Source organism: Bradyrhizobium sp. HKCCYLRH3061, from assembly GCF_051168015.1.
Taxonomy (GTDB): Bacteria; Pseudomonadota; Alphaproteobacteria; order Rhizobiales; family Xanthobacteraceae; genus Bradyrhizobium.
On sequence record NZ_JBNPUE010000009.1, the window covers coordinates 184,244 to 208,615 of the forward strand.

Sequence of the window (24,372 nt, forward strand, 5' to 3'; positions counted from 1 at the left end):
TGGAAAGGGCTAACACCACGCCATGAACGATACCACCTCCGAAACACCCAAGCTGTCGTGGTGGCGGCGTCTGTCGGCCGGCCTGAAGCGCACCTCCGGCGCGCTCGGCACCGCCGTCGCCGATCTCGTCACCAAGCGCAAGCTCGACCGCGCGATGCTCGACGACATCGAGGACGTGCTGCTGCGCGCCGATCTCGGCACCCAGGTGGCGGCGCGGATCGCCGAAGCCGTCGGGACCGGCCGCTACGACAAGGCGATCAGTGCCGACGAGGTCAAGGCGGTGGTCGCGACCGAGGTCGAGAAGGTGCTGTCGCCGGTGGCGAAGCCGCTCACGATCGACGCTGGCCACAAGCCGTTCGTCATTCTCGTCGTCGGCGTCAACGGCTCCGGCAAGACGACCACGATCGGCAAGCTGGCGCAGAAATTTGCCTCCGAAGGCAAGCAGGTGATGCTGGCCGCGGGCGATACCTTCCGCGCCGCCGCGATCGAGCAGCTCAAGGTGTGGGGCGAGCGCACCAGGGCGCCGGTCGTCGCCGGCGCGCAAGGCTCTGATTCCGCGAGCCTGGCGTTCAACGCCATCACCGCGGCCAAGGAGCAGGGCCGCGACATCCTGCTGATCGACACCGCCGGCCGGCTGCAGAACAAGGCCGAGCTGATGAACGAGCTCGAGAAGGTGGTGCGTGTCATTCGCAAGGTCGACACCTCGGCGCCGCATGCGGTGCTGCTCGTGCTCGACGCGACGGTGGGACAAAATGCGCTGTCGCAGGTCGAGGCGTTTCATCGTACGGCAGGCGTCACCGGCCTCGTGATGACCAAGCTCGACGGCACGGCGCGCGGCGGCATCCTCGTGGCGCTGTCGGAGAAGTTCAAGCTGCCGGTGCACTTCATCGGCGTCGGCGAGGGGGTCGAGGATCTCTCACCGTTCGCCGCGAGAGATTTTGCGCGGGCGATCGCCGGCATCGAGGATTGACGTCGCCACGCCCGGGCTCCGGCCCACCGCCAGATCGAGACGACCGGATCAACCGCTGCCGTGGCTGCAGCCAACAGGATATGGAATGGACAAGACCCAGCCGCACCCGCTGTTCAAGCTCGCGACCGAGCTCGGTCCGCTGATCATCTTTTTCGTGGTCAACGCCAAGTTCAACCTGTTCGCGGCGACCGGCGCGTTCATGGTCGCGATCATCGCGGCGCTGATCGCGTCCTACGTGGTGACGCGGCACGTCCCGCTGATGGCGCTGGTGACCGCCGTCGTCGTCATCGTGTTCGGCACGCTGACCCTGGTGCTGCACGACGAGACCTTCATCAAGGTCAAGCCGACCATCATCTACGGGCTGTTCGCGGCCGTGCTCGGTGGCGGGCTCTTGTTCAATCGCTCCTTCATCGCGATCATGTTCGATCAGATGTTCAATCTGACGCCCGCGGGCTGGCGCATCCTGACGTTTCGCTGGGCGCTGTTCTTCGCCGCGATGGCGGTGCTGAACGAGATCGTCTGGCGCACGCAGAGCACCGATTTCTGGGTCGGCTTCAAGGCGTTCGGTGTCGTGCCGCTGACCATGATCTTCGCCATCGCCCAGATGCCGCTGATCAAGCGCTACCACCTCGACCCGGCCTCGTTGGAAGCCAGCGACGCCGCGGAAGGGGATGTGAGCAAGGGGTAGTTGCGGCAAACTCTGCTGTCGTCCCGGCCTGAGCCGGGACCCAGAACCACAGGCTTGAGTTTGGGGCAGGCGCATCGTTAACATCTTGCCCACCACGACGGCCGCGGAGTATGGGTCCCGGCTCAAGGCCGGGACGACACCGTGGGTCGTTGCGCGAGCTCGGCAGTCACGTCCACTTGCAACGACGAGAAACTAACGACTTGCCGACCGCGAACTAACTCCCTGCCTTCAGCGCCTTCTCGATTTCCGGCTTCAGCACGGCGTCGATGTTCTGCGCCGTGATCGGGCCGACCAGCTTGTAGACGATGGTGCCTTCGCGGCCGACGACAAAGGTCTCGGGCACGCCGTAGACGCCCCATTCGATGCCGGCGCGGCCGTTGCCGTCGACGCCGACGACGTCGTAAGGGTTTCCGTAGCGGCCGAGGAAGCGGCGGGCGTTGTCGGCGCCGTCCTTGTAGTTGATGCCGATGATCTGGAAGCGCTTGTCGCGGCCGAGCTCGACCAGCAGCGGCGCCTCGTCGTGGCAGGGCACGCACCACGATGCCCAGACATTGACGATGCTGACCTTGCCCTTGAGCGCAGCCGGGTCGAGGCCGGGCACCGGCGTGCCGTCCCTCGCCAGCTCTGGCAGCGCCGGCAGCGGTGTGGCCGGCGCAGGGCGGCCGATCAGCGCGGAGGGAATCTGCGACGGATCGCCGTTGCCGAGGCGCGACCAGAACAGCGCCGCCAGCCCGAGGAACACCACCAGCGGCAGCAGCATGAGAAATGAGCGGCGCCGCGGCGCCGGCTCTGTCGCAGCCTGTTCGGTCATTGGATATCCGTCGCGGCGCGGCCGGAACGGCGGCTGATGCCGCTGTCCTCGAGCGCGCGCAAGCGCGCCTTCTGGGTGCGGTAGTCGATGACGATCCAGCCGATCAGCAGCATCACGACCAGCGCCGCGGCAAGATAGGAGGTGGCGATGAAGGAGGTATAGGGGCCAAGGTCCATGTCAAGCCGCTCCCGCGATCCGGCCTGCGGCATCGGCGGCCGGCGCAGCCGCCGTGTAGGCGCGGGCCTGCATCATCTGCAGGCTGCGGACACGCCGGCGCAGGATCTCGTTGCGCATCGCGGCGACGTGCAGCGTCACGAACAGGAAGGTGAAGCCGACGGCCATCACCAGCAGCGGGATCAGGAAGGCCTTGTCGAGCGCCGGACCGCCCATCCGCATCACCGACGCCGGTTGATGCAGCGTGTTCCACCAGTCGACCGAGAACTTGATGATCGGCAGATTGATCGCGCCGACCAGCGTCAGCACCGCGGCGGCGCGTGCCGCGCGCGTGGGATCCTCGACCGCGCGCCACAGCGCCATCAGGCCGAGATACATCAGGAACAGGATCAGCACCGAGGTCAGCCGCGCGTCCCATTCCCAATAGGTGCCCCACATCGGCCGGCCCCACAGCGACCCGGTGAGGAGCGCGAGGAACGTGAAGCTGGCGCCGATCGGGGCGGCGGCCTTGGCGGCGACGTCGGCCAGGGGATGCCGCCACACCAGGGTGCCGAGCGAGGCGATGCTCATGATACTCCAGACGAACATCGACAGCCAGGCATTGGGCACGTGGATGAACATGATCTTGACGGTCGCGCCCTGCTGATAGTCGTCGGGCGCCACTGCGGAGAGGTACAGGCCGGCAGCCAGCAGCGCGGCCGTGACCAGCGCCAGCCACGGCAGCAGCCGCGCCGCCAGCGCAAGGAACCGGGTGGGATTGGCGAGGTCGATCAGCGACATGAGACCCTTGTTAACGGCGGACGCGGTTGCAGGCAATCAGCACGGCGTCGCTAGGTAAGAGTTGATCATGGTCAAACCCCGGCGGGCGGTGGGTCAATCCAGCCCGTTCCGCAAGCTTGTCGCAGCGGCGAACGGGCCGATCACGAAACTCACCAGCGACAATGCGCACAGGATCGAGAACGGCGCCCCGAACGGCAGCGGGCCGACGATGGCCGCCTGCGACGCCGCGACGCCGAAGATCAGCACGGGGATCGAAAGTGGCAGCACCAAGACCGCCAGCAGCAGCCCGCCGCGGTGCATGGTCACCGCCAGCGCGGCACCGATCATGCCGATGAAGGTCAGGGCAGGCGTGCCCGCCAATAACGTCAGCGCGACGGCGCCAGTCGCCGTGGCGTCGAGGTTGAGCAGCAGGCCGAGCACGGGCGTCGCGATCACCAGCGGCAGGCCGGCGGCGAGCCAGTGCGCCAGCGCCTTGGCGGCGCAGGCCAGCTCCAGCGGTGTCCGGCTCATCACGACCAGGTCGAGCGAGCCGTCCTCGTGGTCGGCGGTGAACAGCCGGTCCAGGGTGAGCAGGCTGGAGAGCAGGGCGCCGAGCCAGAGGATGGCGGGGCCGAGCCGGGTCAGCAGCGCCAGGTCGGGCCCTACCGCGAACGGCATCAGCACCACGACGGTGAGAAAGAACAGCACGCCGATCAACGCGCCGCCGCCGATGCGCAGCGCAATCCGGATGTCGCGGCGGATGAGGGCACCGAGCGCGGTCATGCGGGGAGGGCCTGGGCTGATGGCGCGTTGCGTGGGAGTGAGCCGTGCTCCGACCGCTGGCACACTTCGCTCCCTCCCCCCTTGTGGGGGAGGGCTGGGGAGGGGGGTGGCTCCGGGCGAGACCGCCCGTGGGGACCCCCACCCCCGACCCCTCCCTGCAAGGGGGAGGGGGGCGCGCATCGATAGGATGGGATAGGGAGCGATGGGGGTGCGCTCAGTTCGATAGGCCACGTCGTATGGCACCCCCCTCCCTGACCCTCCCCCACAAGGAGGGAGGGAATGGAGGGGCCGGCGGGCGTCGTGAAGAAGGGGGGCATCATCCGATCGTTCCGATCCGCAACTCGCGCGTGTCGATGCCGAGCGGGCCGTGCGTCGCCGCGACGATCAGCCCACCCCCGGCGAGATGCTCCCGCATCAGCCCCGCGAACATCGCCTGTCCAGCGACGTCGAGCGCCGCGGTGGGTTCATCGAGCAGCCACAGCAGGCGGGGCACCGCGAGCAGGCGGGCCAGCGACAGACGGCGGCGCTGGCCGGCCGACAGATAGGCGGCGGGCAGGTCAATGGCGTGGGCGATGCCGACGGCCGCGAGGCAGTCGGAGATCGGCCGCGTGACCCCGCCGCCGAGGAATTCGGCCCAGAAGGTCAGGTTTTCGCGCACGCTGAGCGACGGCTTCAGCGCGTCGCGGTGGCCGAGATAATGCGCCTGCTCAGGCACCGTCAGCTCGCTCTCACCGCCCTCGATGGCGATGGAGCCGCCCGCCGGGAGCAGCAGGCCGGCAATCAGCCGCAGCAGCGATGTCTTGCCCGCACCATTGTGTCCGGTCACTGCCAGCGCCTCGCCCGCGACTGCTTCGAAGGCCAGTCCTGCGAACACCTCGCGGCCGCCGCGCACGCATCTGACGTCGCGGCCGAACAGCTTCGGAGACAGTGTTGAAGTCGCCTGCATGGCCTGTCGTGAGCGCCCTTACGAAATTGATGGCTAGCGCGTGAGAATTTGTGGGTGATGCCACGTCGGGACTTGCTTGTCTCTGTGGCGGCGCAGTTAGAAAGCTTCTATAAGCCCGACCTTGATGCAGCACACAATCGTCCGCTGCAAGCCATCCGGCGCCTCGCGCTGACGGTTCTTAAATACCCCCTCCGGGTATGCAGATCAATTGGGATTTCCACGCATGACCTCGCTCGACAGCTTCAAGTGTCGCAAGACCCTCAAGGTCGGAACGAAGAGCTACATCTATTACAGCTTGCCCACAGCCGAGAAGAACGGTCTCAAGGACATCTCGAAGCTGCCGTACTCGATGAAGGTGCTGCTCGAGAATCTGCTGCGCAACGAGGATGGCCGTACCGTCACCAAGGACGACATCGTCGCGGTGTCGAAATGGCTGCGCAAGAAGTCGCTGGAGCACGAGATCGCCTTCCGCCCGGCGCGCGTCTTGATGCAGGATTTCACCGGCGTCCCCGCCGTCGTCGACCTCGCCGCCATGCGCAACGCGATGCAGGCGCTCGGCGGCGATGCCGAGAAGATCAACCCGCTGGTGCCGGTCGATCTCGTCATCGACCATTCGGTGATCGTGAACTACTTCGGTGACAACAAGGCGTTCGGCAAGAACGTCGCCGAGGAGTACAAGCAGAACCAGGAGCGCTACGAATTCCTGAAGTGGGGCCAGAAGGCGTTCTCGAACTTCTCCGTCGTGCCGCCCGGCACCGGCATCTGCCACCAGGTCAATCTCGAGTATCTGGCGCAGACGGTCTGGACCAAGAAGGAGAAGATGACGATCGGCCGCACCAAGGGCACCTTCGAGGTCGCCTATCCGGATTCGCTGGTCGGCACCGATTCGCACACCACCATGGTCAACGGTCTGGCCGTGCTCGGCTGGGGCGTCGGCGGCATCGAGGCCGAGGCCTGCATGCTCGGTCAGCCGCTGTCGATGCTGCTGCCCGACGTCGTCGGCTTCAAGCTGACCGGCGCGCTGAAGGAAGGCGTCACCGCGACCGACCTCGTGCTGACCGTCACCCAGATGCTGCGCAAGCTCGGCGTGGTCGGCAAGTTCGTCGAGTTCTTCGGCCCCGGCCTCGACCATCTCTCGGTCGCCGACAAGTCGACCATCGCCAACATGGCTCCAGAATACGGCGCGACCTGCGGCTTCTTCCCGGTCGACACCGCGACGATCGATTATCTCAAGACCTCCGGCCGCAAGGCGCCGCGCGTCGCGCTGGTCGAGGCCTATGCCAAGGCGCAGGGCCTGTTCCGCACCGCCAAGTCGGCCGACCCGGTATTCACGCAGACGCTGACCCTCGATCTCGCCGACGTCGTGCCGTCGATGGCCGGTCCGAAGCGTCCCGAGGGCCGCATCGCGCTGCCTGCCGTGGCCGAAGGTTTCGCCACCGCGCTGGCCGGCGAGTACAAGAAGCCCGATGCGGCCGAGCAGCGCTTCCCGGTCGAGGGCAAGGACTTCGATATCGGCCATGGCGACGTCGTCATCGCCGCCATCACCTCCTGCACCAACACCTCGAACCCGAGCGTGCTGATCGGCGCCGGCCTCTTGGCCCGCAACGCCGCCGCCAAGGGCCTCAAGGCCAAGCCGTGGGTGAAGACCTCGCTCGCCCCGGGCAGCCAGGTGGTTGCCGAATACCTTGCTAATTCGGGCCTGCAGAAGGACCTCGACAAGGTCGGCTTCAATCTGGTCGGCTTCGGCTGCACCACCTGCATCGGCAATTCCGGCCCGCTGCCGGAGGAGATCTCGAAGTCGATCAACGACAATGGCGTCGTCGCGGCGGCCGTGCTGTCGGGCAACCGCAACTTCGAAGGCCGCGTCTCGCCGGACGTGCAGGCCAACTACCTGGCCTCGCCGCCGCTGGTCGTCGCCTATGCGCTGGCCGGCACCGTGACCAAGGACCTTGCGGTCGAGCCGATCGGCATCGGCAAGGACAAGAAGCCGGTCTACCTGAAGGACATCTGGCCGACGACCAAGGAGGTCAACGACTTCGTCAAGAAGTTCGTCAAGGCGTCGATCTTCAAGAAGCGCTACGCCGACGTGTTCAAGGGCGACACCAACTGGCGCAAGATCAAGACCGTCGAGAGCGAAACCTATCGCTGGAACATGTCGTCGACCTACGTGCAGAACCCGCCGTATTTCGAAGGCATGAAGAAGGAGCCGGAGCCGATCAAGGACATCGTCGAGGCCCGCGTGCTGGCGCTGTTCGGCGACAAGATCACGACCGATCACATCTCGCCGGCCGGTTCGATCAAGCTGACCTCGCCCGCCGGCAAGTTCCTCAGCGAGCACCAGGTTCGCCCGGCCGACTTCAACCAGTACGGCACCCGCCGCGGCAATCACGAGATCATGATGCGCGGCACCTTCGCCAACATCCGCATCAAGAACTTCATGCTCAAGGGCGCCGACGGCAACATCCCAGAGGGCGGTCTGACCAAGCACTGGCCCGACGGCGAGCAGATGTCGATCTACGACGCCGCGATGAAGTATCAGGAAGAGGGTGTGCCGCTGGTGGTGTTCGCCGGCGCCGAATACGGCAACGGCTCATCGCGCGACTGGGCCGCCAAAGGTACCCGGCTGCTCGGCGTCCGCGCCGTGATCTGCCAGAGCTTCGAGCGCATCCATCGCTCCAACCTGGTCGGTATGGGCGTGCTGCCGCTCACCTTCCAGGAAGGCACGTCCTGGTCCTCGCTCGGCCTCAAGGGCGACGAGAAGGTTACCATCAAGGGCCTGCAGGGCGACCTGAAGCCGCGCCAAACCCTGACCGCCGAGATCGTCTCGGCCGACGGTGCGGCGCAGCAGGTGCCGCTGCTCTGCCGGATCGATACGCTCGACGAGCTCGACTACTACCGCAACGGCGGCATCCTGCACTACGTGCTGCGCAAGCTCGCCGCTTAACCAAAGCGCGATGCGACAGTTTGGCTCACTCTGAAGTGAGTAGCGGGTGATGAAGGAGGCGGCCTATGACAAGGGCCGCCTCCTTTGCATTTTCGGTTTGTTAACTACGAGGACGGCATCGCGGATGCAGTGATGCGCAGGGCGCAGCGGACGGTGGTCCAGACGGGACAGTGGCGATGAGTGGACAGATGTCGTGGTGGTCGCGCGCAGCGCTGAGTGTCTGTGCGGTCATCGCTTTCGTCCGGCCAGCCGCATCCGATCCCCGTGCGGTGATCGAACTCTTCACCTCTCAAGGCTGTTCGTCCTGCCCGCCGGCTGACAAGATCCTCGGCGAGCTCGCCAGAGATCCTTCGGTCATCGCGTTGTCGCTGCCGATCGACTACTGGGACTATCTCGGCTGGAAGGACACGCTGGCCGACTCCCGCTTCACGGCCCGGCAGCGGGCCTATTCTCGTGCGCGCGGGGACCGCGAGGTCTATACGCCGCAGGCGGTGATCAACGGCTCTGTGCATGTGATCGGCAGCGACCGCGAGGCGATCGAAGGCGCGATCGAGGAAACCGTCCAGGGCGGCGCGGTGATGTCGGTGCCGGTGAGGCTGTCGGTCGACGGCCAGGAGCTCTCCGTCTCGGTCGCCGCGGCCAGCGAGCATGCGCCGCGCCGGCACGGCGAGGTCTGGGTCTGCTCGATCTCGCGGGTGGTCCCGATCTCGGTCGGGCGCGGCGAGAACAGCGGCCGCGACCTGACCTATTACAACGTCGTTCGCGGTCTCCAGAAGTTGGGTGACTGGACCGGGTCGCCGGTCAGCTGGAGCGTGCCGCTGGAGAAGATCGCCCGCGAGGGCGTCGATGGCACCGTCGTTTATGTGCAGGACGGCAGTCGCGACCGCCCTGGGCCGATGCTCGGCGCCGCCTTTTCCGAGTTGCCGTTGGGCGGACGGGCTTCAGCAACGGCGCGTGGTCCCGAGCGCTGATCTTCCGTCGTTCCGATCTTCGTTTTCGCTGACCTGCGTGAGGCGCGTCACGTCCGTGCGACGGCGCGCCGCGACATCTTCCGGCAGCTCACGCCAGAAAAGCAAAAGGACCAACTTGCGTTGGTCCTTTGCCTTACTTGTGAATAGACCCGATCCTGACGACCCCGGGGGGCTGGGGGCTGAGGAATCCGGAACCGAAAGGACCGGGCCAACGCACACGAATCTTATGCCGAAGGTCGGGGGCGGTCGGTGGGCGGAAAGACGGCGCGATTATGATTCCGCTAACGATCCCGTGACGCTTGCGTGTTCGCGGAACTGATGACCTCGCAGGCTCGGTCGAACTTCAACAACGAAAACGGCCCCTTGCGGCTTCTGCCGGATGGCGCGATCATGTCACACAGATGACAGGAGGACGCCAATGAACCTCACGCCGGAGGACGCCGACCCCAGCGAGAACCGCGCGGCGGCGCGCAGCGCGGCCGCAGCGCCGAACCGGGTGACGTTCGACCGCCTGGAGCTGAACCGCATCCTGAACCTCTACGGCCGCATGGTCGCCGACGGCGAGTGGCGCGACTATTCGATCGACTTTCTGCGCGACCGGGCCGTCTTCTCCGTGTTTCGCCGGGCGTCCGAGGTGCCGATCTACCGCATCGAGAAGGATCCGCGTCTCGCACGCAAGCAGGGCATGTACAGCGTGATCTCGGCCACCGGGCTGATCCTGCGCCGCGGCCACGAGCTTGAGCGCGTGTTGCTGGCGATCGCGCCGAAGCCGGCGCTGGTCTGATCCGACCCGCCGGGTGATCACGACATTTCGACCGGCGTCGCTTACGCCGGGACGTCGCTGCTCCCGGCCCCGAGCGGGCGCTGCATCATCACAGTATCGAGCCAGCGGCCGAATTTCAGGCCGACGCTCGGGTGGGTGCCGATCATCTGGAAGCCGCAGGCGGTATGCAGCCCGACCGAGCCGGCATTGGCGGAGTCGCCGATGACGGCGATCATCTGGCGAAAGCCTCCCTCCTCACAGGCGTCGATCAGCTGCCGCATCAGTCGCATCCCGATGCCGCGACGCTGGCTGGCGGGAGCGAGATAGACCGAGTTCTCCACCGTGAAGCGATAGGCAGGGCGGGGCCGGTAGGGCCCGGCATAGGCATAGCCCACCACCTCTCCGTCCAGCAGGGCGGCGAAATAGGGGAAGCCGCCGTCGCGGAGCGCCCGGAAGCGGCGCGTCATCTCCGCCAGATTCGGAGGGTCGAGCTCGAAGGTGGCCGTGCCCTCGCGGACGGCCTGGCCGTAGATGGCGGTGATGGCCGGGAGGTCGGCCTCCTGGGTGGGCCGTATTTCAATGTTCGACATGGGGTGCAAGCATACCCATGCGGACGCGGCGATCAATCCGGCCTCGCGGCATGGCTGTCGCTGTCGCTTTGCGCCGGTCGCAATCGGGTTTGTGCAAACGAAAAGCCCCGGCGGTGAGGCCGGGGCTTCGAAGGTCGCTCGTTCGAGCGGTTGGATCAGTCGCGCTGTCCGAGCAGCTGCAGCAGCAGCGTGAACAGGTTGATGAAGTTCAGGTACAGCGACAGCGCGCCGGTGATCGCTGCGCGCTCGGCGATGTCGCCGCCCGCGGAGGCGTAGCCGTAGATGTACTCGTTCTTCAGGCGCTGCGTATCCCAGGCGGTCAGGCCGGCGAACACGAACACGCCGATCACCGAGACGATGAACTGCAGCATCGAGCTCGCCAGGAACAGGTTCACCAGGCTCGCCAGCACGATGCCGATCAGGCCCATGAACAGGAACGAGCCCATGCCCGTCATGTCACGCTTGGTCGTGTAGCCGTAGAGGCTGAGCGCGCCGAACGTCGCCGCGGTGATGAAGAACACCCGCACGATCGAGGTGTGGGTGTACACCAGAAAGATCGACGACAGCGAGACGCCCATCAAGGCCGAAAACACCCAGAACAGGAGTTGAGCGGTCGACGGCGCGAGGCGGTTGATGCCGGCCGAGATCGCGAACACCATGACCAGAGGGGCCAGGATGAACAGCCACTTCAGCGGGCTCACGAACATCGCGTAGCCGAACTGCGTCAGATAGGCGTTGCCGAACTTGAACACGCCGGCCGCCGGATCGCCGGTCACCGACGCCATGTAGACGCCGAGCGCCGCGAGGCCGGTAATGGCCAGGCCGATGCTCATGTAATTGTAGATGCGCAGCATGTAGGCGCGCAGACCGGCGTCGACGGTCGCGGCATCGGCGCGCCCGGCCACCCGGCCAAAGGGTGAAGCATAGTTGCGGTTGAGGTCCGACATGGTCGAATTCCCGTTGGTTGCCCGGCAGCCCGATCCTGGCAGGACCTTCAGCCGGTTCTCGAAAAACCCTATCTCATACCCGCTGCCATCGATATTAAATTTGCGTCATCGGCAAATTCGCCATCTTTGGCAGGTCTCTGAGCCCATTCCCTAGATGGGAAACTAGCATATCCGCCGCAAGCTTCCACGCGCGGCTGAATGTCGCTCCGAACGCGTCTCAGCCGTATAAATCGCGTTAACCGTGCGGCATGAGCGCGCAAGCCGCTCGATCAAGCCGCTAGAGATTCCGAAGAACCGTCGCCGGCTTCTGGTTCAGCGCGAGCAGCGTGCCGGCCAGTCCGAGGCCGACGGTCACGATCAGCGCCGCCAAGACGACCAGCGCGGCGCTGCCCGCCTGCCAGGCGAAGCTCAAGGTCATCAGCCGGGTCACGATCAGCCAAGCGGAGACCGAGCCGGCGATGACGCCGAACGCGGCGGTGGCAAACCCGATCATCAGATATTCGAGCGCGTAGGCGCCGAGCAGCCGCAGCCGCGTCGCGCCCAGGGTCTTCAGGATGACCGCGTCGTAGACCCGGTGGCGGTGGCCGGCGGCCAGCGCGCCGCCGAGCACCAGGATGGCCGAGATCAAGGTCACCGCACTGGCGCCGCGGATGGCAAGCGCGAGGTTGGAGACCACCGAGCCCACGGTCTCCATCACCTCTCGGACCCGCACGCTGGTCACCATCGGGAAGGCGTCGGCCACCTTGCGGATGACACGGGCATCCTCGGCGGCATCGGAGCGCGCTTCGGTCAGGGTCGCGACATGGGTGTGCGGCGCGCCCTTGAAGGCATTCGGGGAGAACACCAGCACGAAGTTGATGCCGAGCCCCTGCCAGTCGATGGTGCGCATGTTGCCGATCCGCGCCGTGATATCGCGTCCGAGCACGTTGACGACGATGTCGTCACCGAGCTTGAGGCCGAGGCCGTCGGCGATGCGCTTCTCGATCGAGACCAGCGGCGGTCCGCTGTAGGTCCCGCTCCACCACTCGCCGTCGACCACCTTGGAGCCCTTGGGAATCTCGGCGGTATATGTCAGGCCGCGATCGCTCTGCAGCACCCATTCGGTGTCCGTCGTCGCCTTGAGGTCCTCGGCGCGGACGCCGCGGGCGGCGACGATGCGCCCGCGCAGCATCGGCACGTCTTCGACAGCGGATTGAGGGGCGAGGTCCTTGAGGAAGCCGCGGAAGCGGTCGGCCTCGCCGGAGGGGACGTCGATGAAGAAAAACGACGGCGCCTGCTCCGGCAGTTGCGCCAGGAATTGCCGCCGCAGATTGCCGTCGATCTGGGTGATCGTGACCAGCACCGCGAGACCCAGTCCGAGCGACAGCACCACGGACGGTGTCAGCGCGCCCGGGCGGTAGATGTTGCTGACCGCCAGCCGCAGCATCGGGAAGCGGCTGCGCGGCAGGGCGCGCGCAATTGCCATCACCGCGGCGGCAATGCCGCGCAACAGCACGAACACCAGCGCAGCGGCGACGACGAACACCGCGGCGATGCGCTTGTCGTAGGACAAGCCGATCACGACCGCGACCAGCAGCGCGACGGTGCCCGCGATCAGCACCAGATAGCTCCAGCGCGGCCGGTGCCATTCGGCGATGACCGCCTCGCGGAACAACGCCGCCACCGGCACGTCGCGTACGCGCCCGAGCGGCCACAGACCGAACGCCAGTGCGGTGAGCAGGCCATAGACGAAGGACAGCGCCAGCTCGTCGGAATGAATAGCGGGGATCACGGGCAGCGGCAGGATGTTGCCGAACAGCCCGACGATGGCGAAGGGCAGGGCCGCGCCGGCGCAGAGGCCGATGATCGAACCGATCGTGGCGAGCACCATCACCTGGACGAGGTAGATGCCGAACACGTCGCGGCTGGTGGCGCCGAGGGCCTTGAACGCCGCGATCACCTCGGTGCGGCGGTCGACATGGCTCTTGACCGCGTTGGCGACGCCGACGCCGCCGACCAGCAGCGCGGCGAGACCGACCAGGGTGAGGAACTGGGTGAAGCGGCCGATCGTCCGCTCGAGCTGCGGCGAGGCATTGCTGCGGCTGCGGATCTCCCACCCGGCCGACGGCAAGGTCAGGCGGGTGTCGGCGATGAAGGACGCTGCGGCGTGGTCGTCCTTGGCATTGTCGGGCAGCCGGACCCGGTAGGTCCAGCGCACCAGGCTGCCCGGCTGCAGCAGCGACGTGGCGCGCAGGCCGGCCTCGCTGATCAGGAAACGCGGCCCAAGGCCGATGCCGCCGGACAATTTATCTGGCTCGGCCTGGAGCGCGCTGCGGATCTGGAAGCGGACGGTGTCGATGCTGACGGTGTCGCCGACCTTGAGGTCGAGCCGCGCCAGCAGTGCCGGATCGGCCGCCGCGCCGAACACGCCATCGCGTTCGGCGAGAATGTCCGGTAGCGGCAGGTCGGGCTGCAGCTCGGCCTTGCCCAGCAGCGGATAGGCGCCGTCGACCGCCTTGAGCTCGACCAAGGCCAGCTTGGCGTCACCGGCGCGCACCATCGCCCGCAAGGTTGCCGCCAGCGAGACCTGGCCGCGCGTCCGCAGGAAGGCGATCTCCTCGGGCTTGGCCTCGCGCTGAAACAGCGAGAAAGCGACGTCGCCGCCGAGCAAGGTCCGGCCCTCGCGGACCAGCCCGTCATTGAGGCTGGCCGCCACCGAGCCGACACCGGCGATGGCGAGCACGCCGAGCGCGATGCAGGCGATGAAGACGTAGAAGCCGCGCAAGCCGCCGCGCAGCTCGCGCAGCGCGTAGCGCACCGGCAACGCGGCCATGCGGCCGCCCGCGATCGGTTCGGACACCGTGCTCATGCGTCGGCTTGCTCGTGTGCGTCGCTCTCGGCTTCGATCCGTCCCGAGCGCAGCCGCACCACCCGGTCGCACCGATGCGCGAGGCCGCTGTCATGGGTCACCAGCACCAGCGTCATGCCGCGCTCGGCATGCTTGGTGAACAGCAGGTCGACGATCTGCTGGCCGGTGGTCTCGTCGAGATTGCCGGTCGGCTCGTCGGCCACGAGAATTGCGGGGTCGGGAGCGAGAGCGCGGGCCAATGCCACGCGCTGCTGCTCACCGCCGGAGAGCTGCGTCGGATAGTGATGCAGACGGTGGCCGAGCCCGACCTGCTCGAGCTCGCGGGCGGCACGCTCCGCGGCGCCGGCATGGCCGGCCAGCTCGAGCGGCACTGCCACATTCTCCAGCGCGGTCATGGTCGGGATCAGGTGGAAGGACTGGAAGACGATGCCGACCTGGCGACCCCGGAACCGGGCCAGGGCGTCCTCGTCCAGGGCATTGAAAGCGGTGCCGCCGACCACCACCTCACCACTGTCAGGACGTTCCAACCCCGCCATCACCATCAGCAGCGTGGACTTCCCCGATCCCGAGGGGCCGATCAGGCCGATCGTCTCGCCCTGTCCCACCCGCAGGCTGATGTCCTTGAGGATATGAACACGTGCCGCTCCGGTGCCGAGCGAGAGGTTGACGTTGGAGATGGTAATGGTGTCCGGCGCAAGGCCGGCCAAACGCGAGGTTTCGATGAGACTGTCCATGGCTCGGTCATATGGCAACTCCGCAAGCCGGGTCGAGAGGCGCGGACATATCTTCGTGCACATACTCGTGTTGATGCTCGCCTTGATGACAGTCGGGCCCGCGTTTGCGGGCGCTGACGACGTCAAGCCGATCAAGCTGGTCGTGCTCGGCGATTCCTTGAGCGCGGGTCATGGCCTGTCCGCCTCGGATGCGTTTCCAGCCAAGCTGCAGAAGGCGTTGCAGGCCCAGGGCCTGCCGATCGACCTCACCAATGCCGGCGTATCCGGGGACACTTCGTCCGGCGGCCGCGACCGGCTCGACTGGTCGGTGCCTGACGGGACCGAGGCCGTCATCGTCGAGCTCGGCGCCAACGATGCGCTGCGCGGCATCGATCCCGCGGTGACGCGCAAGGCCTTGACCGAGATCGTGACCCGGCTGAAGGCACGGGGCATCGCCGTCATGCTGTGCGGCATGCTGGCGCCGCCGAACTACGGCAGCGACTATGCCGCGAAATTCAACGCGATCTATCCCGATCTGGCCAAGGAATTCGGCGTCCCGCTGTATCCGTTCTTTCTCGACGGTGTCGCCGCCGACCCCAAGCTGAACCAGGCCGACGGCATCCACCCCACCGCAGCCGGCGTCGACATCATCGTGTCCCGGATGTTGCCTACGGCGGAAGCATTCCTGCGTCCACTTCGTGGGCAATGACGGAACGAAGCGCCGCGTCGATCATTTGCGATAACCTTAAGGGCCGGGTTTTCCGCAGCTTTTACCGGCGTTAACCCGCCTTCCGTCGCGGAGTCATATAAGTTCGGTAGGAATGATGCATTGGCGATTCGTCGTCGATCATTTCTCGAAGGCATGATCTCGTCAATTTTCGAGATCAGCCTCCAGCATCGGGAGTCCTGAAACGATGCCGCGTCTGTTTACTGGACTGGAAATCCCGGCCGAGGTTGGCCACACGCTTTCCGGTTTGCGGGGTGGCCTCCCCGGCGCCCGCTGGATCGATCCCGAAAATTACCATGTGACGTTGCGCTTCATCGGTGACATCGACGGCGCCTCCGCCAACGAGATCGCCTCGATGCTGTGGCGGGTGAACCGCAAGCCGTTCGAAGTGACGGTGCAGGGTCTCTCCAGCTTCGGCGGCCGCAAGCCGCGCGCCGTCGTTGCCAACGTCGCGCCGAGCCGCCCCCTGATCGAGCTGCAGGCCGAGCTCGAGCGGCTCATGCAGCGGATCGGGCTCGATCCGGAAGGTCGCAAATTCGTGCCCCACGTCACGCTGGCGCGGCTGCACGATGCGTCGAGCCAGGACGTCGCCGACTATCTCTCCGTCCGCGGCTATTTCCCGAGCCGCGTGTTCACGGCCGAGCGCTTCGTGCTGTTCTCGTCGCGCGCCTCGACCGGCGGCGGCCCCTACGTGGTCGAGGACGCCTACGACCTTTCCCCGGGGTGAGGTCTGGAGCGCGGTCGTTCAAGCCAGCCGCTCGCTGAGGCCGGGGGCGAAGACTAACGTCGTTAGCCCCGGACTAACGGTCACGGCGGCGTTTGCGTGCCATATACCACGACCTCACGGCTCCGACGCATGGCGGCTTCCACCATTTGCGGATTGCATTTTCCGTAAGTCTCGTGACCTAGAGTGGGCTCATGCTGTCCACTCCGTCAGACGCGTTCCGCGCGCAATATCAGTCTTTGGTCGATACCGGTGCGATCGAGGCCGACCTCGCCCAGGCCGAGGTCGCCGACGCCCTGGCGGCGCTGGAGCGCCGCCTCTCGACCTACAAGCCGACACGCAAGCAAGGCTTGTTCGGCCGCCTTTTTGCCGACAAGAGCGAGCCGCCGAACGGCCTCTATGTCCACGGCGAGGTCGGGCGCGGCAAGACCATGCTGATGGACCTGTTCTTCCAGAACTGTCCCGTCGAGCACAAGCGCCGCGCGCATTTTCACGAATTCATGGCCGAGGTGCACGAGCGCATCTACGGCTACCGCCAGAACATCGCGCGCGGCGAGCTCGCCGATGCCGACGTGATCGGGCTCACCGCACAGGCGATCTTCGATCAGGCCTGGCTGCTCTGCTTCGACGAATTCCATGTCACCGACATCGCCGACGCGATGATCCTCGGGCGTCTGTTCGCCAGGCTGTTCGAGCTCGGCACCGTGGTGGTGGCGACCTCGAACGTCGCGCCCGAAGACCTGTACAAAGGCGGCCTCAACCGCGCGCTGTTCCTGCCCTTCATCAAGCAGATCGCCGACCATATGGACGTGATGCGGCTGGATGCGCGCACCGATTTCCGGCTGGAGAAGCTGGCCGGCGTGAAGATGTGGCTGGTGCCGGCCGATGTCGACGCGCGAGCGGCGCTCGACAAGGCCTGGGCGCGGCTCACGGGTCATGCCAAGTGCAAGCCGCGCGACATGACGATCAAGGGGCGTATCCTGCATGTCCCGTGCTCCGCCAACGGCGTCGCCCGCTTCGGTTTTACCGATCTCTGCGAGAAGCCGCTGGCAGCCTCGGACTATCTGCGGCTCGCGCACGACTATCATACGATCCTGATCGATCACGTTCCGGTCATGGATCTGGCCGAGCGCAATGCCGCCAAGCGGTTCATCACCCTGATCGATACGCTCTACGACAACGCCGTGAAGCTGATCGCCTCCGCCGAAGCCGACCCGATTTCGCTCTACGTCGCGACCGAGGGCATCGAGGCCATGGAGTTCAAGCGGACCACCTCGCGCCTGATCGAGATGGGCTCGGACTCCTACCTGGCCCTGCCGCACGGGCGGAAGGACTCGGCGGCATCCGGGACTTCCACGGGGTTGGTCGAAACCTGACAAATACCGGAGTTTTGGCGAGCGCCTGCCGCCGGGCACACAGCCGCGAAAAGGCCACGCCAATCATGCTGAAAGGATCATCAGCAGCCGTCGCCCGGTCCTGATCGAAATCAAGGCACGCCCGCCAATTGGCCATAGCGTGACTTGAACGGCCCGGGCGAAAGGGATAACCACCCACTCGACTTTTCAACCTCCCTCACCCCTTCGGGTTCAAAGGAAAATTTGCCATGGCGCGCGACAAGATTGCTTTGATTGGCTCCGGTCAGATCGGCGGAACGCTGGCTCACCTCGTCGGCCTCAAGGAGCTCGGCGACGTCGTGATGTTCGACATTGCCGAAGGTGTTCCGCAGGGCAAGGCGCTCGACATCGCGCAGTCCTCGCCGGTCGACGGCTTCGATGCGCACTTCACCGGCGCCAACTCCTACGAGGCGCTCGACAACGCCAAGGTGTGCATCGTCACCGCCGGCGTGCCGCGCAAGCCGGGCATGAGCCGCGATGATCTGCTGTCGATCAACCTGAAGGTGATGGAGCAGGTCGGCGCCGGCATCAAGAAGTACGCCCCCGATGCGTTCGTCATCTGCATCACCAATCCGCTCGACGCGATGGTCTGGGCGCTGCAGAAGGCCTCGAACCTTCCGGCGAAGAAGGTTGTCGGCATGGCCGGCGTGCTCGACTCCGCGCGCTTCCGCTACTTCCTGGCTGATGAGTTCAACGTCTCGGTCGAGGACGTCACTGCCTTCGTGCTCGGCGGCCATGGCGACACCATGGTGCCGCTGACCAAGTACTCGACCGTCGCCGGCATTCCGCTGCCGGATCTCGTCAAGATGGGCTGGACCTCGCAGGCGCGCATCGACGAGATCGTCGACCGCACCCGCAATGGCGGCGCCGAGATCGTCAACCTGCTCAAGACCGGCTCCGCCTACTACGCCCCGGCGGCGTCGGCGATCGCGATGGCCGAGAGCTATCTGCGCGACAAGAAGCGCGTGCTGCCCTGCGCGGCGCATCTCAACGGCGAGTTCGGCGTCAAGGACATGTATGTCGGCGTGCCCGTCGTGATCGGCTCCAAGGGTGTCGAGCGCATCGTCGAGATCGAGCTGGCCGGGAAGGACCGCGAGGCGTTCGACAAGTCGGTCGCCGCCGTCCAGGGCCTGGTCGACGCCTGCAAGAAGATCGCGCCCGACCTGCTCGGCCGCTGATCAGGGGTCATTCACGGGGCGTAGTCTCGCCCACATCGAGTTGCAGGATGTTTGGTATATGGTATACCAGACATCCTAACAACAATTCTGGTCGTCACCCCATCGCGGGTTCGGGGAGCAAGCGCTTATGAACATTCACGAATATCAGGCCAAGGCACTGCTGCACGAGTTCGGCGTGCCGATTTCCAAGGGCGTGCCGGTTCTCCGTCCGGAGGACGCGGATGCGGCGGCGAAGACGCTCGGTGGCCCGGTCTGGGTCGTGAAGAGCCAGATCCACGCCGGCGGCCGCGGCAAGGGCAAGTTCAAGGAGGCCTCGGCCGGCGACAAGGGCGGCGTCCGCCTCGCCAAGTCGATCCAGGAGGTCAACGAGTTCGCCAAGCAGATGCTGGGCGCCACGCTGGTGACCGTGCAGACCGGCCCGGACGGCAAGCAGGTCAACCGCCTCTACATCGAGGACGGCTCGGACATCGACAAGGAATTCTATCTGTCGCTGCTGGTCGACCGCGAGACCTCGAAGGTCGCCTTCGTGGTGTCGACCGAAGGCGGCGTCAACATCGAGGACGTCGCCCACAGCACGCCTGAGAAGATCATCACCTTCTCGGTCGATCCGGCCACCGGCGTCATGGGCCATCACGGCCGCGCCGTCGCCAAGGCGCTGAAGCTCTCCGGCGACCTCGCCAAGCAGGCCGAGAAGCTGACCACCCAGCTCTACAACGCCTTCGTCGCCAAGGACATGGCGATGCTCGAGATCAACCCGCTGGTCGTCACCAAGCAGGGCCAGCTGCGCGTGCTCGACGCCAAGGTCTCGTTCGACTCCAACGCGCTGTTCAAGCACCCGGAAGTCGTCGCGCTGCGCGACGAGACCGAGGAGGACGCCAAGGAGATCGAGGCGTCGAAGTACGACCTCAACTACGTCGCGCTCGACGGCACCATCGGCTGCATGGTCAACGGCGCCGGCCTCGCCATGGCGACGATGGACATCATCAAGCTGTACGGCATGGAGCCCGCCAACTTCCTCGACGTCGGCGGCGGCGCCAGCAAGGAGAAGGTCGCGGCGGCGTTCAAGATCATCACCGCCGACCCGAACGTGAAGGGCATCCTGGTCAACATCTTCGGCGGCATCATGAAGTGCGATGTCATCGCCGAGGGCGTCGTGGCCGCGGTCAAGGAAGTCGGCCTGAAGGTGCCGCTGGTGGTGCGCCTCGAAGGCACCAATGTCGATCTCGGCAAGAAGATCATCAGCGAGTCCGGTCTGAACGTGCTGCCCGCCGACAATCTCGACGACGCCGCGCAGAAGATCGTCAAGGCCGTCAAGGGAGGCTGAGCGCCGCTTCCGGCGCTCGCTCATTCCTCACCGCAACGCTTTTAGAGAAAGCACGATGTCCATCCTCATCGACAAGAACACCAAGGTCATCTGCCAGGGCTTCACCGGCAAGAACGGCACCTTCCACTCCGAGGCGGCGATCGCTTACGGCACCAAGATGGTCGGCGGCACCTCGCCGGGCAAAGGCGGCTCGACCCATCTCGGCCTGCCGGTCTTCGACACCGTCAAGGAGGCCCGCGAGGCCACCGGCGCCGATGCATCCGTGATCTACGTGCCGCCGCCGGGCGCGGCCGACGCGATCTGCGAGGCGATCGACGCCGAGGTCCCGCTGATCGTCTGCATCACCGAGGGCATCCCGGTGCTCGACATGGTCCGGGTGAAGCGCTCGCTTGTGGGATCCAAGTCGCGCCTGATCGGGCCGAACTGCCCGGGCGTCATGACCGCCGGCGAGTGCAAGATCGGCATCATGCCGGCCAACATCTTCAAGCCCGGCTCGGTCGGCATCGTGTCGCGCTCGGGCACGCTGACCTATGAAGCGGTGTTCCAGACGACGTCCGAGGGCCTGGGCCAGACCACGGCGGTCGGCATCGGCGGCGACCCGGTCAAGGGCACCGAGTTCATCGACATGCTCGAGATGTTCCTGGCCGACCCCAAGACGACCTCGATCATCATGATCGGTGAGATCGGCGGCTCGGCCGAGGAGGACGCGGCGCAGTTCATCAAGGACGAGGCGAAGCGCGGCCGCAAGAAACCGATGGTCGGATTCATCGCCGGCGTCACCGCCCCTCCCGGCCGCCGTATGGGCCATGCTGGCGCGATCATCTCGGGCGGCAAGGGCGATGCCGGCTCGAAGACCGCTGCGATGGAAGCTGCTGGTATTACAGTCTCTCCGTCTCCGGCGCGGCTTGGCAAGACGCTTGTCGAAAAGTTGAAATCCTGATTCAGGACTTAGTGCTTTTCGGCGCGAATATTTACAATAAATAAGGTAAACGGTCCTAACCCGAGCCTGATCCGCGTCCCCCCCGGGTCAGGCATTGCGCCGTTTTGATTGGGCGCATCGAAATTACCAGGACGCCACCATGTCTCGCCAAGATGCGAACGCCGCCTTCGCCCTGTCGTCTTTTCTGCAGGGCACCAATGCCACCTACATCGATGAGATCTACGCCCGCTACGAGAAGGACCCCGCTTCGGTCGACCCGGAGTGGCAGGAGTTCTTCAAGAGCCTGAAGGACGCGCCAGCCGACGTGCAGAAGAATGCGTCGGGCCCCTCCTGGGCGCGCAGCAACTGGCCGGTCTCCCCCCGCGACGACTTGACCTCGGCGCTGGACGGCAACTGGGCCGTCGTCGAGAAGAAGGTCGGCGAGAAGCTCGCCGCCAAGGCCCAGACGAAGGGCGTCGAACTGTCGGTGGCCGACGTCAATCAGGCCACCCGCGACTCTGTCCGCGCGTTGATGCTGATCCGCGCCTACCGCATGCGCGGCCACTTCCACGCCAAGCTCGATCCCCTCGGCATCGAGGCGCCGCGCAACCGTGAGGAACTCGATCCGCGCTCCTACGGCTTCACCGAGGCCGACTACGACCGCAAGATCTTCCTCGATCACGTGCTCGGCCTCGAATACGGCAGCCTGCGTGAGATCGTCGCGATCTGCGAGCGCACCTACTGCCAGACGCTCGGCGTCGAGTTCATGCACATCACGAACGCCGCGCAGAAGGCCTGGATTCAGGAGCGCATCGAGGGACCGGACAAGGAAATCTCGTTCACCCGCGAGGGCCGTCGCGCCATCCTGACCAAGCTGATCGAGGCCGAGGGCTTCGAGAAGTTCTGCGACGTCAAGTTCACCGGTACCAAGCGCTTCGGCCTCGACGGCGGCGAGTCGCTGATTCCGGCGCTGGAGCAGATCATCAAGCGCGGCGGCAATCTCGGCGTGAAGGAGATCGTGCTGGGCATGCCGCACCGCGGCCGCCTCAACGTGCTGACCCAGGTGATGGGCAAGCCGCACCGCGCGCTGTTCCACGAGTTCAAGGGCGGCTCGGCCAATCCCGACGCGGTCGAAGGCTCCGGCGACGTCAAGTACCACCTCGGCGCCTCCTCGGACCGCGAGTTCGACGGCAACCGCATCCATCTGTCGCTGACTGCCAATCCGTCGCATCTGGAGATCGTCGATCCCGTGGTGCTCGGCAAGGTCCGCGCCAAGCAGGACCAGCATGGCGATCCGCCGGACATGCGCATCTCGGTGCTGCCGCTCTTGATGCATGGCGATGCCGCCTTCGCCGGCCAGGGCGTCGTGGCGGAGTGCTTCGCGCTGTCCGACCTGAAAGGCTACCGGACCGGTGGCTCGATTCATTTCATCGTCAACAACCAGATCGGCTTCACGACCTATCCGCGCTATTCGCGCTCGTCGCCCTATCCGTCCGACGTCGCCAAGATGATCGATGCGCCGATCTTCCACGTGAACGGCGACGATCCGGAAGCCGTGGTGTTCGCAGCCAAGGTTGCGATCGAGTTCCGGCAGAAATTCCACAAGCCGGTCGTGATCGACATGTTCTGCTACCGCAGGCATGGCCACAACGAAGGCGACGAGCCGGCCTTCACCCAGCCGGTGATGTACAAGAAGATCGGCGCCCATGCGTCGACCCTGGAGATCTACTCCAAGCGCCTGGTCGCCGAAGGCGTCATGACCGAGGGCGAGGTCGAGAAGGCCAAGGCCGACTGGCGCGCCCGTCTCGACGCCGAGTTCGAGGCCGGTACGTCCTATCGTCCGAACAAGGCCGACTGGCTCGACGGCAAGTGGGCAGGCTTCAAATCCGCCGACCAGGAGGAGGAGGCGCGCCGCGGCGTTACCGGCGTCGAGATCGACCGCCTCAAGGAGATCGGCCGCAAGATCACCAAGGTGCCGGACGGCTTCCGCGTGCACCGGACGATCCAGCGCTTCCTCGAGAACCGCGCCAAGGCGATCGACAGCGGCATCGGGCTCGACTGGGCGACCGGCGAAGCGCTGGCGTACTGCTCGCTGCTGCTCGAAGGCCACAAGGTTCGTCTCTCCGGTCAGGACAGCGAGCGAGGCACCTTCTCGCAGCGCCATTCGGTGCTGATCGACCAGGAGGACGAGAGCCGCTACACGCCGTTCAACCATCTGGCGCCGGAGCAGGGCCACTTCGAGGTCATCAACTCGCTGCTCTCGGAAGAAGCCGTGCTCGGCTTCGAATACGGCTACTCGCTCGCAGAGCCGACCGCGCTGACCCTCTGGGAGGCACAGTTCGGCGACTTCGCCAACGGCGCCCAGGTGTTGTTCGACCAGTTCATCTCGTCGGGTGAGCGTAAATGGTTGCGCATGTCCGGCTTGGTCTGCCTGCTGCCGCACGGCTACGAGGGCCAGGGCCCCGAGCATTCGTCGGCACGCCTCGAGCGCTATCTGCAGATGTGCGCCGAGGACAACATGCAGGTGGTCTATCCGACCACGCCGGCGAACTACTTCCACGTGCTGCGGCGACAGTTGCATCGCGAGATCCGCAAGCCGCTGATCGTAATGACGCCGAAATCGCTGCTGCGCCACAAGCGCGCGGTGTCGCGGCTCGAGGAGCTCGCCAAGGGCACGACGTTCCACCGCATCCTGTACGATGACGCGCAGATGCAGGCGGACGACAAGACCAGGCTGGTGCCGGACGAGCAGATCCGCCGCATCGTGCTGTGCTCGGGCAAGGTCTATTACGACCTCTATGACGAGCGCGAGAAGCGCGGGCTGAACGACGTCTACCTGATGCGCGTCGAGCAGCTCTATCCGGTGCCGCTCAAGGCGCTGGTCGCCGAGCTCGGCCGCTTCAAGAACGCCGAAGTGGTGTGGTGCCAGGAAGAGCCGCGCAACATGGGCGCCTGGCACTTCATCGAGCCCTATCTGGAATGGGTGATGAACCAGACCGGCGGCAAGAGCAAGCGTCCGCGCTATGCCGGCCGTGCCGCCTCTGCAGCGACCGCGACGGGCCTGATGTCGAAGCATCTCGCCCAGCTGAAGGCGCTGCTCGACGAAGCCTTGAACTGAACCTGCCTTTTTGACGCGCCCCGCAACCTGCGGGGCGCAAGTACATCGCGTTGATCGTCCGTCCCGCATCGCTTGCCCGCC

Annotated in this window: 21 protein-coding genes; 12 read left to right on the plus strand and 9 right to left on the minus strand. The window is 65.8% G+C overall.

Annotated elements, in window-relative coordinates; genetic code table 11:
• Positions 1-22: 22 nt before the first annotated feature.
• Positions 23-970, plus strand: a complete 948-nt coding sequence (ftsY, locus tag ACQR2C_RS16935; RefSeq protein ID WP_434881661.1) for a signal recognition particle-docking protein FtsY — start codon at positions 23-25, stop codon at positions 968-970.
• Positions 971-1,055: 85 nt separating this feature from the next.
• Positions 1,056-1,658 (plus strand): septation protein A, encoded by a 603-nt coding sequence (locus ACQR2C_RS16940; protein ID WP_315800716.1) that lies wholly within the window; start codon positions 1,056-1,058, stop codon positions 1,656-1,658.
• Between the two features lie 214 nt (positions 1,659-1,872).
• On the opposite strand, the gene ACQR2C_RS16945 is transcribed toward ACQR2C_RS16940, so the two are convergent.
• From ACQR2C_RS16945 to ccmA, 5 genes are all read right to left on the minus strand, one after another.
• Entirely contained in the window at positions 1,873-2,469 is a 597-nt protein-coding gene (locus tag ACQR2C_RS16945) for a DsbE family thiol:disulfide interchange protein (RefSeq protein WP_434881662.1), read from the minus strand.
• Positions 2,466-2,645: a heme exporter protein CcmD gene (gene ccmD / locus ACQR2C_RS16950; RefSeq protein ID WP_316215512.1), complete on the minus strand. Its 180-nt coding sequence runs from the start codon at positions 2,643-2,645 to the stop codon at positions 2,466-2,468. The genes ACQR2C_RS16945 and ccmD overlap by 4 nt, the downstream gene beginning before the upstream one ends.
• Before the next feature lies 1 nt (position 2,646).
• The gene (locus ACQR2C_RS16955; RefSeq protein WP_316215513.1) at positions 2,647-3,423 is read right to left on the minus strand and encodes a heme ABC transporter permease; all 777 of its coding nucleotides are present in this window, start codon (positions 3,421-3,423) and stop codon (positions 2,647-2,649) included.
• A 93-nt stretch (positions 3,424-3,516) separates the two neighbouring features.
• Positions 3,517-4,185 carry a heme exporter protein CcmB gene (gene ccmB / locus ACQR2C_RS16960; RefSeq protein WP_315740697.1) on the minus strand — a complete coding sequence of 223 codons (669 nt, stop codon included), beginning with the start codon at positions 4,183-4,185 and terminating at the stop codon, positions 3,517-3,519.
• Between the two features lie 316 nt (positions 4,186-4,501).
• Positions 4,502-5,131, minus strand: coding sequence for a heme ABC exporter ATP-binding protein CcmA (gene ccmA, locus ACQR2C_RS16965; RefSeq protein WP_434881663.1), 630 nt, complete (start codon positions 5,129-5,131; stop codon positions 4,502-4,504).
• 223 nt (positions 5,132-5,354) lie between these two features.
• On the opposite strand from ccmA, the gene acnA reads away from it, so the two are divergent.
• From acnA to ACQR2C_RS16980, 3 genes are all read left to right on the plus strand, one after another.
• Positions 5,355-8,075 carry an aconitate hydratase AcnA gene (acnA, locus tag ACQR2C_RS16970; protein WP_316215515.1) on the plus strand — a complete coding sequence of 907 codons (2,721 nt, stop codon included), beginning with the start codon at positions 5,355-5,357 and terminating at the stop codon, positions 8,073-8,075.
• Positions 8,076-8,263: 188 nt separating this feature from the next.
• On the plus strand, positions 8,264-9,046 hold the full coding sequence (locus ACQR2C_RS16975) for a DUF1223 domain-containing protein (protein WP_315800925.1): 783 nt from the start codon (positions 8,264-8,266) through the stop codon (positions 9,044-9,046).
• A 418-nt stretch (positions 9,047-9,464) separates the two neighbouring features.
• Complete coding sequence (locus ACQR2C_RS16980; protein ID WP_315800711.1) at positions 9,465-9,830, plus strand: DUF2794 domain-containing protein; 366 nt, start codon at positions 9,465-9,467, stop codon at positions 9,828-9,830.
• A 41-nt stretch (positions 9,831-9,871) separates the two neighbouring features.
• Here the strand turns inward: ACQR2C_RS16980 and ACQR2C_RS16985 are convergent, their stop codons facing one another.
• From ACQR2C_RS16985 to ACQR2C_RS17000, 4 genes are all read right to left on the minus strand, one after another.
• The gene (locus tag ACQR2C_RS16985; RefSeq protein WP_434881664.1) at positions 9,872-10,399 is read right to left on the minus strand and encodes a GNAT family N-acetyltransferase; all 528 of its coding nucleotides are present in this window, start codon (positions 10,397-10,399) and stop codon (positions 9,872-9,874) included.
• 155 nt (positions 10,400-10,554) lie between these two features.
• Positions 10,555-11,346, minus strand: coding sequence for a Bax inhibitor-1/YccA family protein (locus ACQR2C_RS16990; RefSeq protein WP_434881665.1), 792 nt, complete (start codon positions 11,344-11,346; stop codon positions 10,555-10,557).
• Between the two features lie 277 nt (positions 11,347-11,623).
• The gene (locus ACQR2C_RS16995; RefSeq protein ID WP_434881666.1) at positions 11,624-14,194 is read right to left on the minus strand and encodes an ABC transporter permease; all 2,571 of its coding nucleotides are present in this window, start codon (positions 14,192-14,194) and stop codon (positions 11,624-11,626) included.
• On the minus strand, positions 14,191-14,928 hold the full coding sequence (locus ACQR2C_RS17000) for an ABC transporter ATP-binding protein (protein ID WP_315800707.1): 738 nt from the start codon (positions 14,926-14,928) through the stop codon (positions 14,191-14,193). The genes ACQR2C_RS16995 and ACQR2C_RS17000 overlap by 4 nt, the downstream gene beginning before the upstream one ends.
• A 55-nt stretch (positions 14,929-14,983) precedes the next feature.
• On the opposite strand from ACQR2C_RS17000, the gene ACQR2C_RS17005 reads away from it, so the two are divergent.
• The 7 genes from ACQR2C_RS17005 (at position 14,984) to ACQR2C_RS17035 (ending at position 24,291) form a co-directional block, all read left to right on the plus strand.
• Positions 14,984-15,616, plus strand: a complete 633-nt coding sequence (locus ACQR2C_RS17005) for an arylesterase (RefSeq protein ID WP_434881667.1) — start codon at positions 14,984-14,986, stop codon at positions 15,614-15,616.
• 205 nt (positions 15,617-15,821) lie between these two features.
• A complete protein-coding gene (gene thpR / locus ACQR2C_RS17010; RefSeq protein ID WP_315800705.1) occupies positions 15,822-16,361 on the plus strand; it encodes an RNA 2',3'-cyclic phosphodiesterase in 540 nt (179 codons plus the stop codon).
• A gap of 191 nt (positions 16,362-16,552) precedes the next feature.
• Entirely contained in the window at positions 16,553-17,734 is a 1,182-nt protein-coding gene (zapE, locus tag ACQR2C_RS17015; protein ID WP_316215518.1) for a cell division protein ZapE, read from the plus strand.
• 227 nt (positions 17,735-17,961) lie between these two features.
• Positions 17,962-18,930 (plus strand): malate dehydrogenase, encoded by a 969-nt coding sequence (gene mdh, locus ACQR2C_RS17020; RefSeq protein ID WP_315800703.1) that lies wholly within the window; start codon positions 17,962-17,964, stop codon positions 18,928-18,930.
• Positions 18,931-19,057: 127 nt separating this feature from the next.
• Entirely contained in the window at positions 19,058-20,254 is a 1,197-nt protein-coding gene (gene sucC, locus ACQR2C_RS17025; protein WP_315800702.1) for an ADP-forming succinate--CoA ligase subunit beta, read from the plus strand.
• A 55-nt stretch (positions 20,255-20,309) separates the two neighbouring features.
• Positions 20,310-21,194 carry a succinate--CoA ligase subunit alpha gene (sucD, locus tag ACQR2C_RS17030; protein ID WP_172112915.1) on the plus strand — a complete coding sequence of 295 codons (885 nt, stop codon included), beginning with the start codon at positions 20,310-20,312 and terminating at the stop codon, positions 21,192-21,194.
• A gap of 139 nt (positions 21,195-21,333) precedes the next feature.
• On the plus strand, positions 21,334-24,291 hold the full coding sequence (locus ACQR2C_RS17035) for a 2-oxoglutarate dehydrogenase E1 component (RefSeq protein ID WP_316215519.1): 2,958 nt from the start codon (positions 21,334-21,336) through the stop codon (positions 24,289-24,291).
• Positions 24,292-24,372: the final 81 nt, after the last annotated feature.

Bases quoted from the DNA above. Each gene is read 5' to 3' on its own strand.
- zapE (WP_316215518.1), top strand. From the start codon at position 16,553: ATGCTGTCCACTCCGTCAGACGCGTTCCGCGCGCAATATCAGTCTTTG.
- ACQR2C_RS16985 (WP_434881664.1), bottom strand. From the start codon at position 10,399: ATGTCGAACATTGAAATACGGCCCACCCAGGAGGCCGACCTCCCGGCC.
- ACQR2C_RS16995 (WP_434881666.1), bottom strand. From the start codon at position 14,194: ATGAGCACGGTGTCCGAACCGATCGCGGGCGGCCGCATGGCCGCGTTG.
- ACQR2C_RS16975 (WP_315800925.1), top strand. From the start codon at position 8,264: ATGTCGTGGTGGTCGCGCGCAGCGCTGAGTGTCTGTGCGGTCATCGCT.
- ACQR2C_RS17035 (WP_316215519.1), top strand. From the start codon at position 21,334: ATGTCTCGCCAAGATGCGAACGCCGCCTTCGCCCTGTCGTCTTTTCTG.
- ccmD (WP_316215512.1), bottom strand. From the start codon at position 2,645: ATGGACCTTGGCCCCTATACCTCCTTCATCGCCACCTCCTATCTTGCC.
- ftsY (WP_434881661.1), top strand. From the start codon at position 23: ATGAACGATACCACCTCCGAAACACCCAAGCTGTCGTGGTGGCGGCGT.
- mdh (WP_315800703.1), top strand. From the start codon at position 17,962: ATGGCGCGCGACAAGATTGCTTTGATTGGCTCCGGTCAGATCGGCGGA.
- sucC (WP_315800702.1), top strand. From the start codon at position 19,058: ATGAACATTCACGAATATCAGGCCAAGGCACTGCTGCACGAGTTCGGC.
- sucD (WP_172112915.1), top strand. From the start codon at position 20,310: ATGTCCATCCTCATCGACAAGAACACCAAGGTCATCTGCCAGGGCTTC.
- ACQR2C_RS16980 (WP_315800711.1), top strand. From the start codon at position 9,465: ATGAACCTCACGCCGGAGGACGCCGACCCCAGCGAGAACCGCGCGGCG.
- ACQR2C_RS16940 (WP_315800716.1), top strand. From the start codon at position 1,056: ATGGACAAGACCCAGCCGCACCCGCTGTTCAAGCTCGCGACCGAGCTC.
- ccmB (WP_315740697.1), bottom strand. From the start codon at position 4,185: ATGACCGCGCTCGGTGCCCTCATCCGCCGCGACATCCGGATTGCGCTG.
- ACQR2C_RS17000 (WP_315800707.1), bottom strand. From the start codon at position 14,928: ATGGACAGTCTCATCGAAACCTCGCGTTTGGCCGGCCTTGCGCCGGAC.
- acnA (WP_316215515.1), top strand. From the start codon at position 5,355: ATGACCTCGCTCGACAGCTTCAAGTGTCGCAAGACCCTCAAGGTCGGA.
- ACQR2C_RS16945 (WP_434881662.1), bottom strand. From the start codon at position 2,469: ATGACCGAACAGGCTGCGACAGAGCCGGCGCCGCGGCGCCGCTCATTT.
- ACQR2C_RS16990 (WP_434881665.1), bottom strand. From the start codon at position 11,346: ATGTCGGACCTCAACCGCAACTATGCTTCACCCTTTGGCCGGGTGGCC.
- thpR (WP_315800705.1), top strand. From the start codon at position 15,822: ATGCCGCGTCTGTTTACTGGACTGGAAATCCCGGCCGAGGTTGGCCAC.
- ACQR2C_RS16955 (WP_316215513.1), bottom strand. From the start codon at position 3,423: ATGTCGCTGATCGACCTCGCCAATCCCACCCGGTTCCTTGCGCTGGCG.
- ccmA (WP_434881663.1), bottom strand. From the start codon at position 5,131: ATGCAGGCGACTTCAACACTGTCTCCGAAGCTGTTCGGCCGCGACGTC.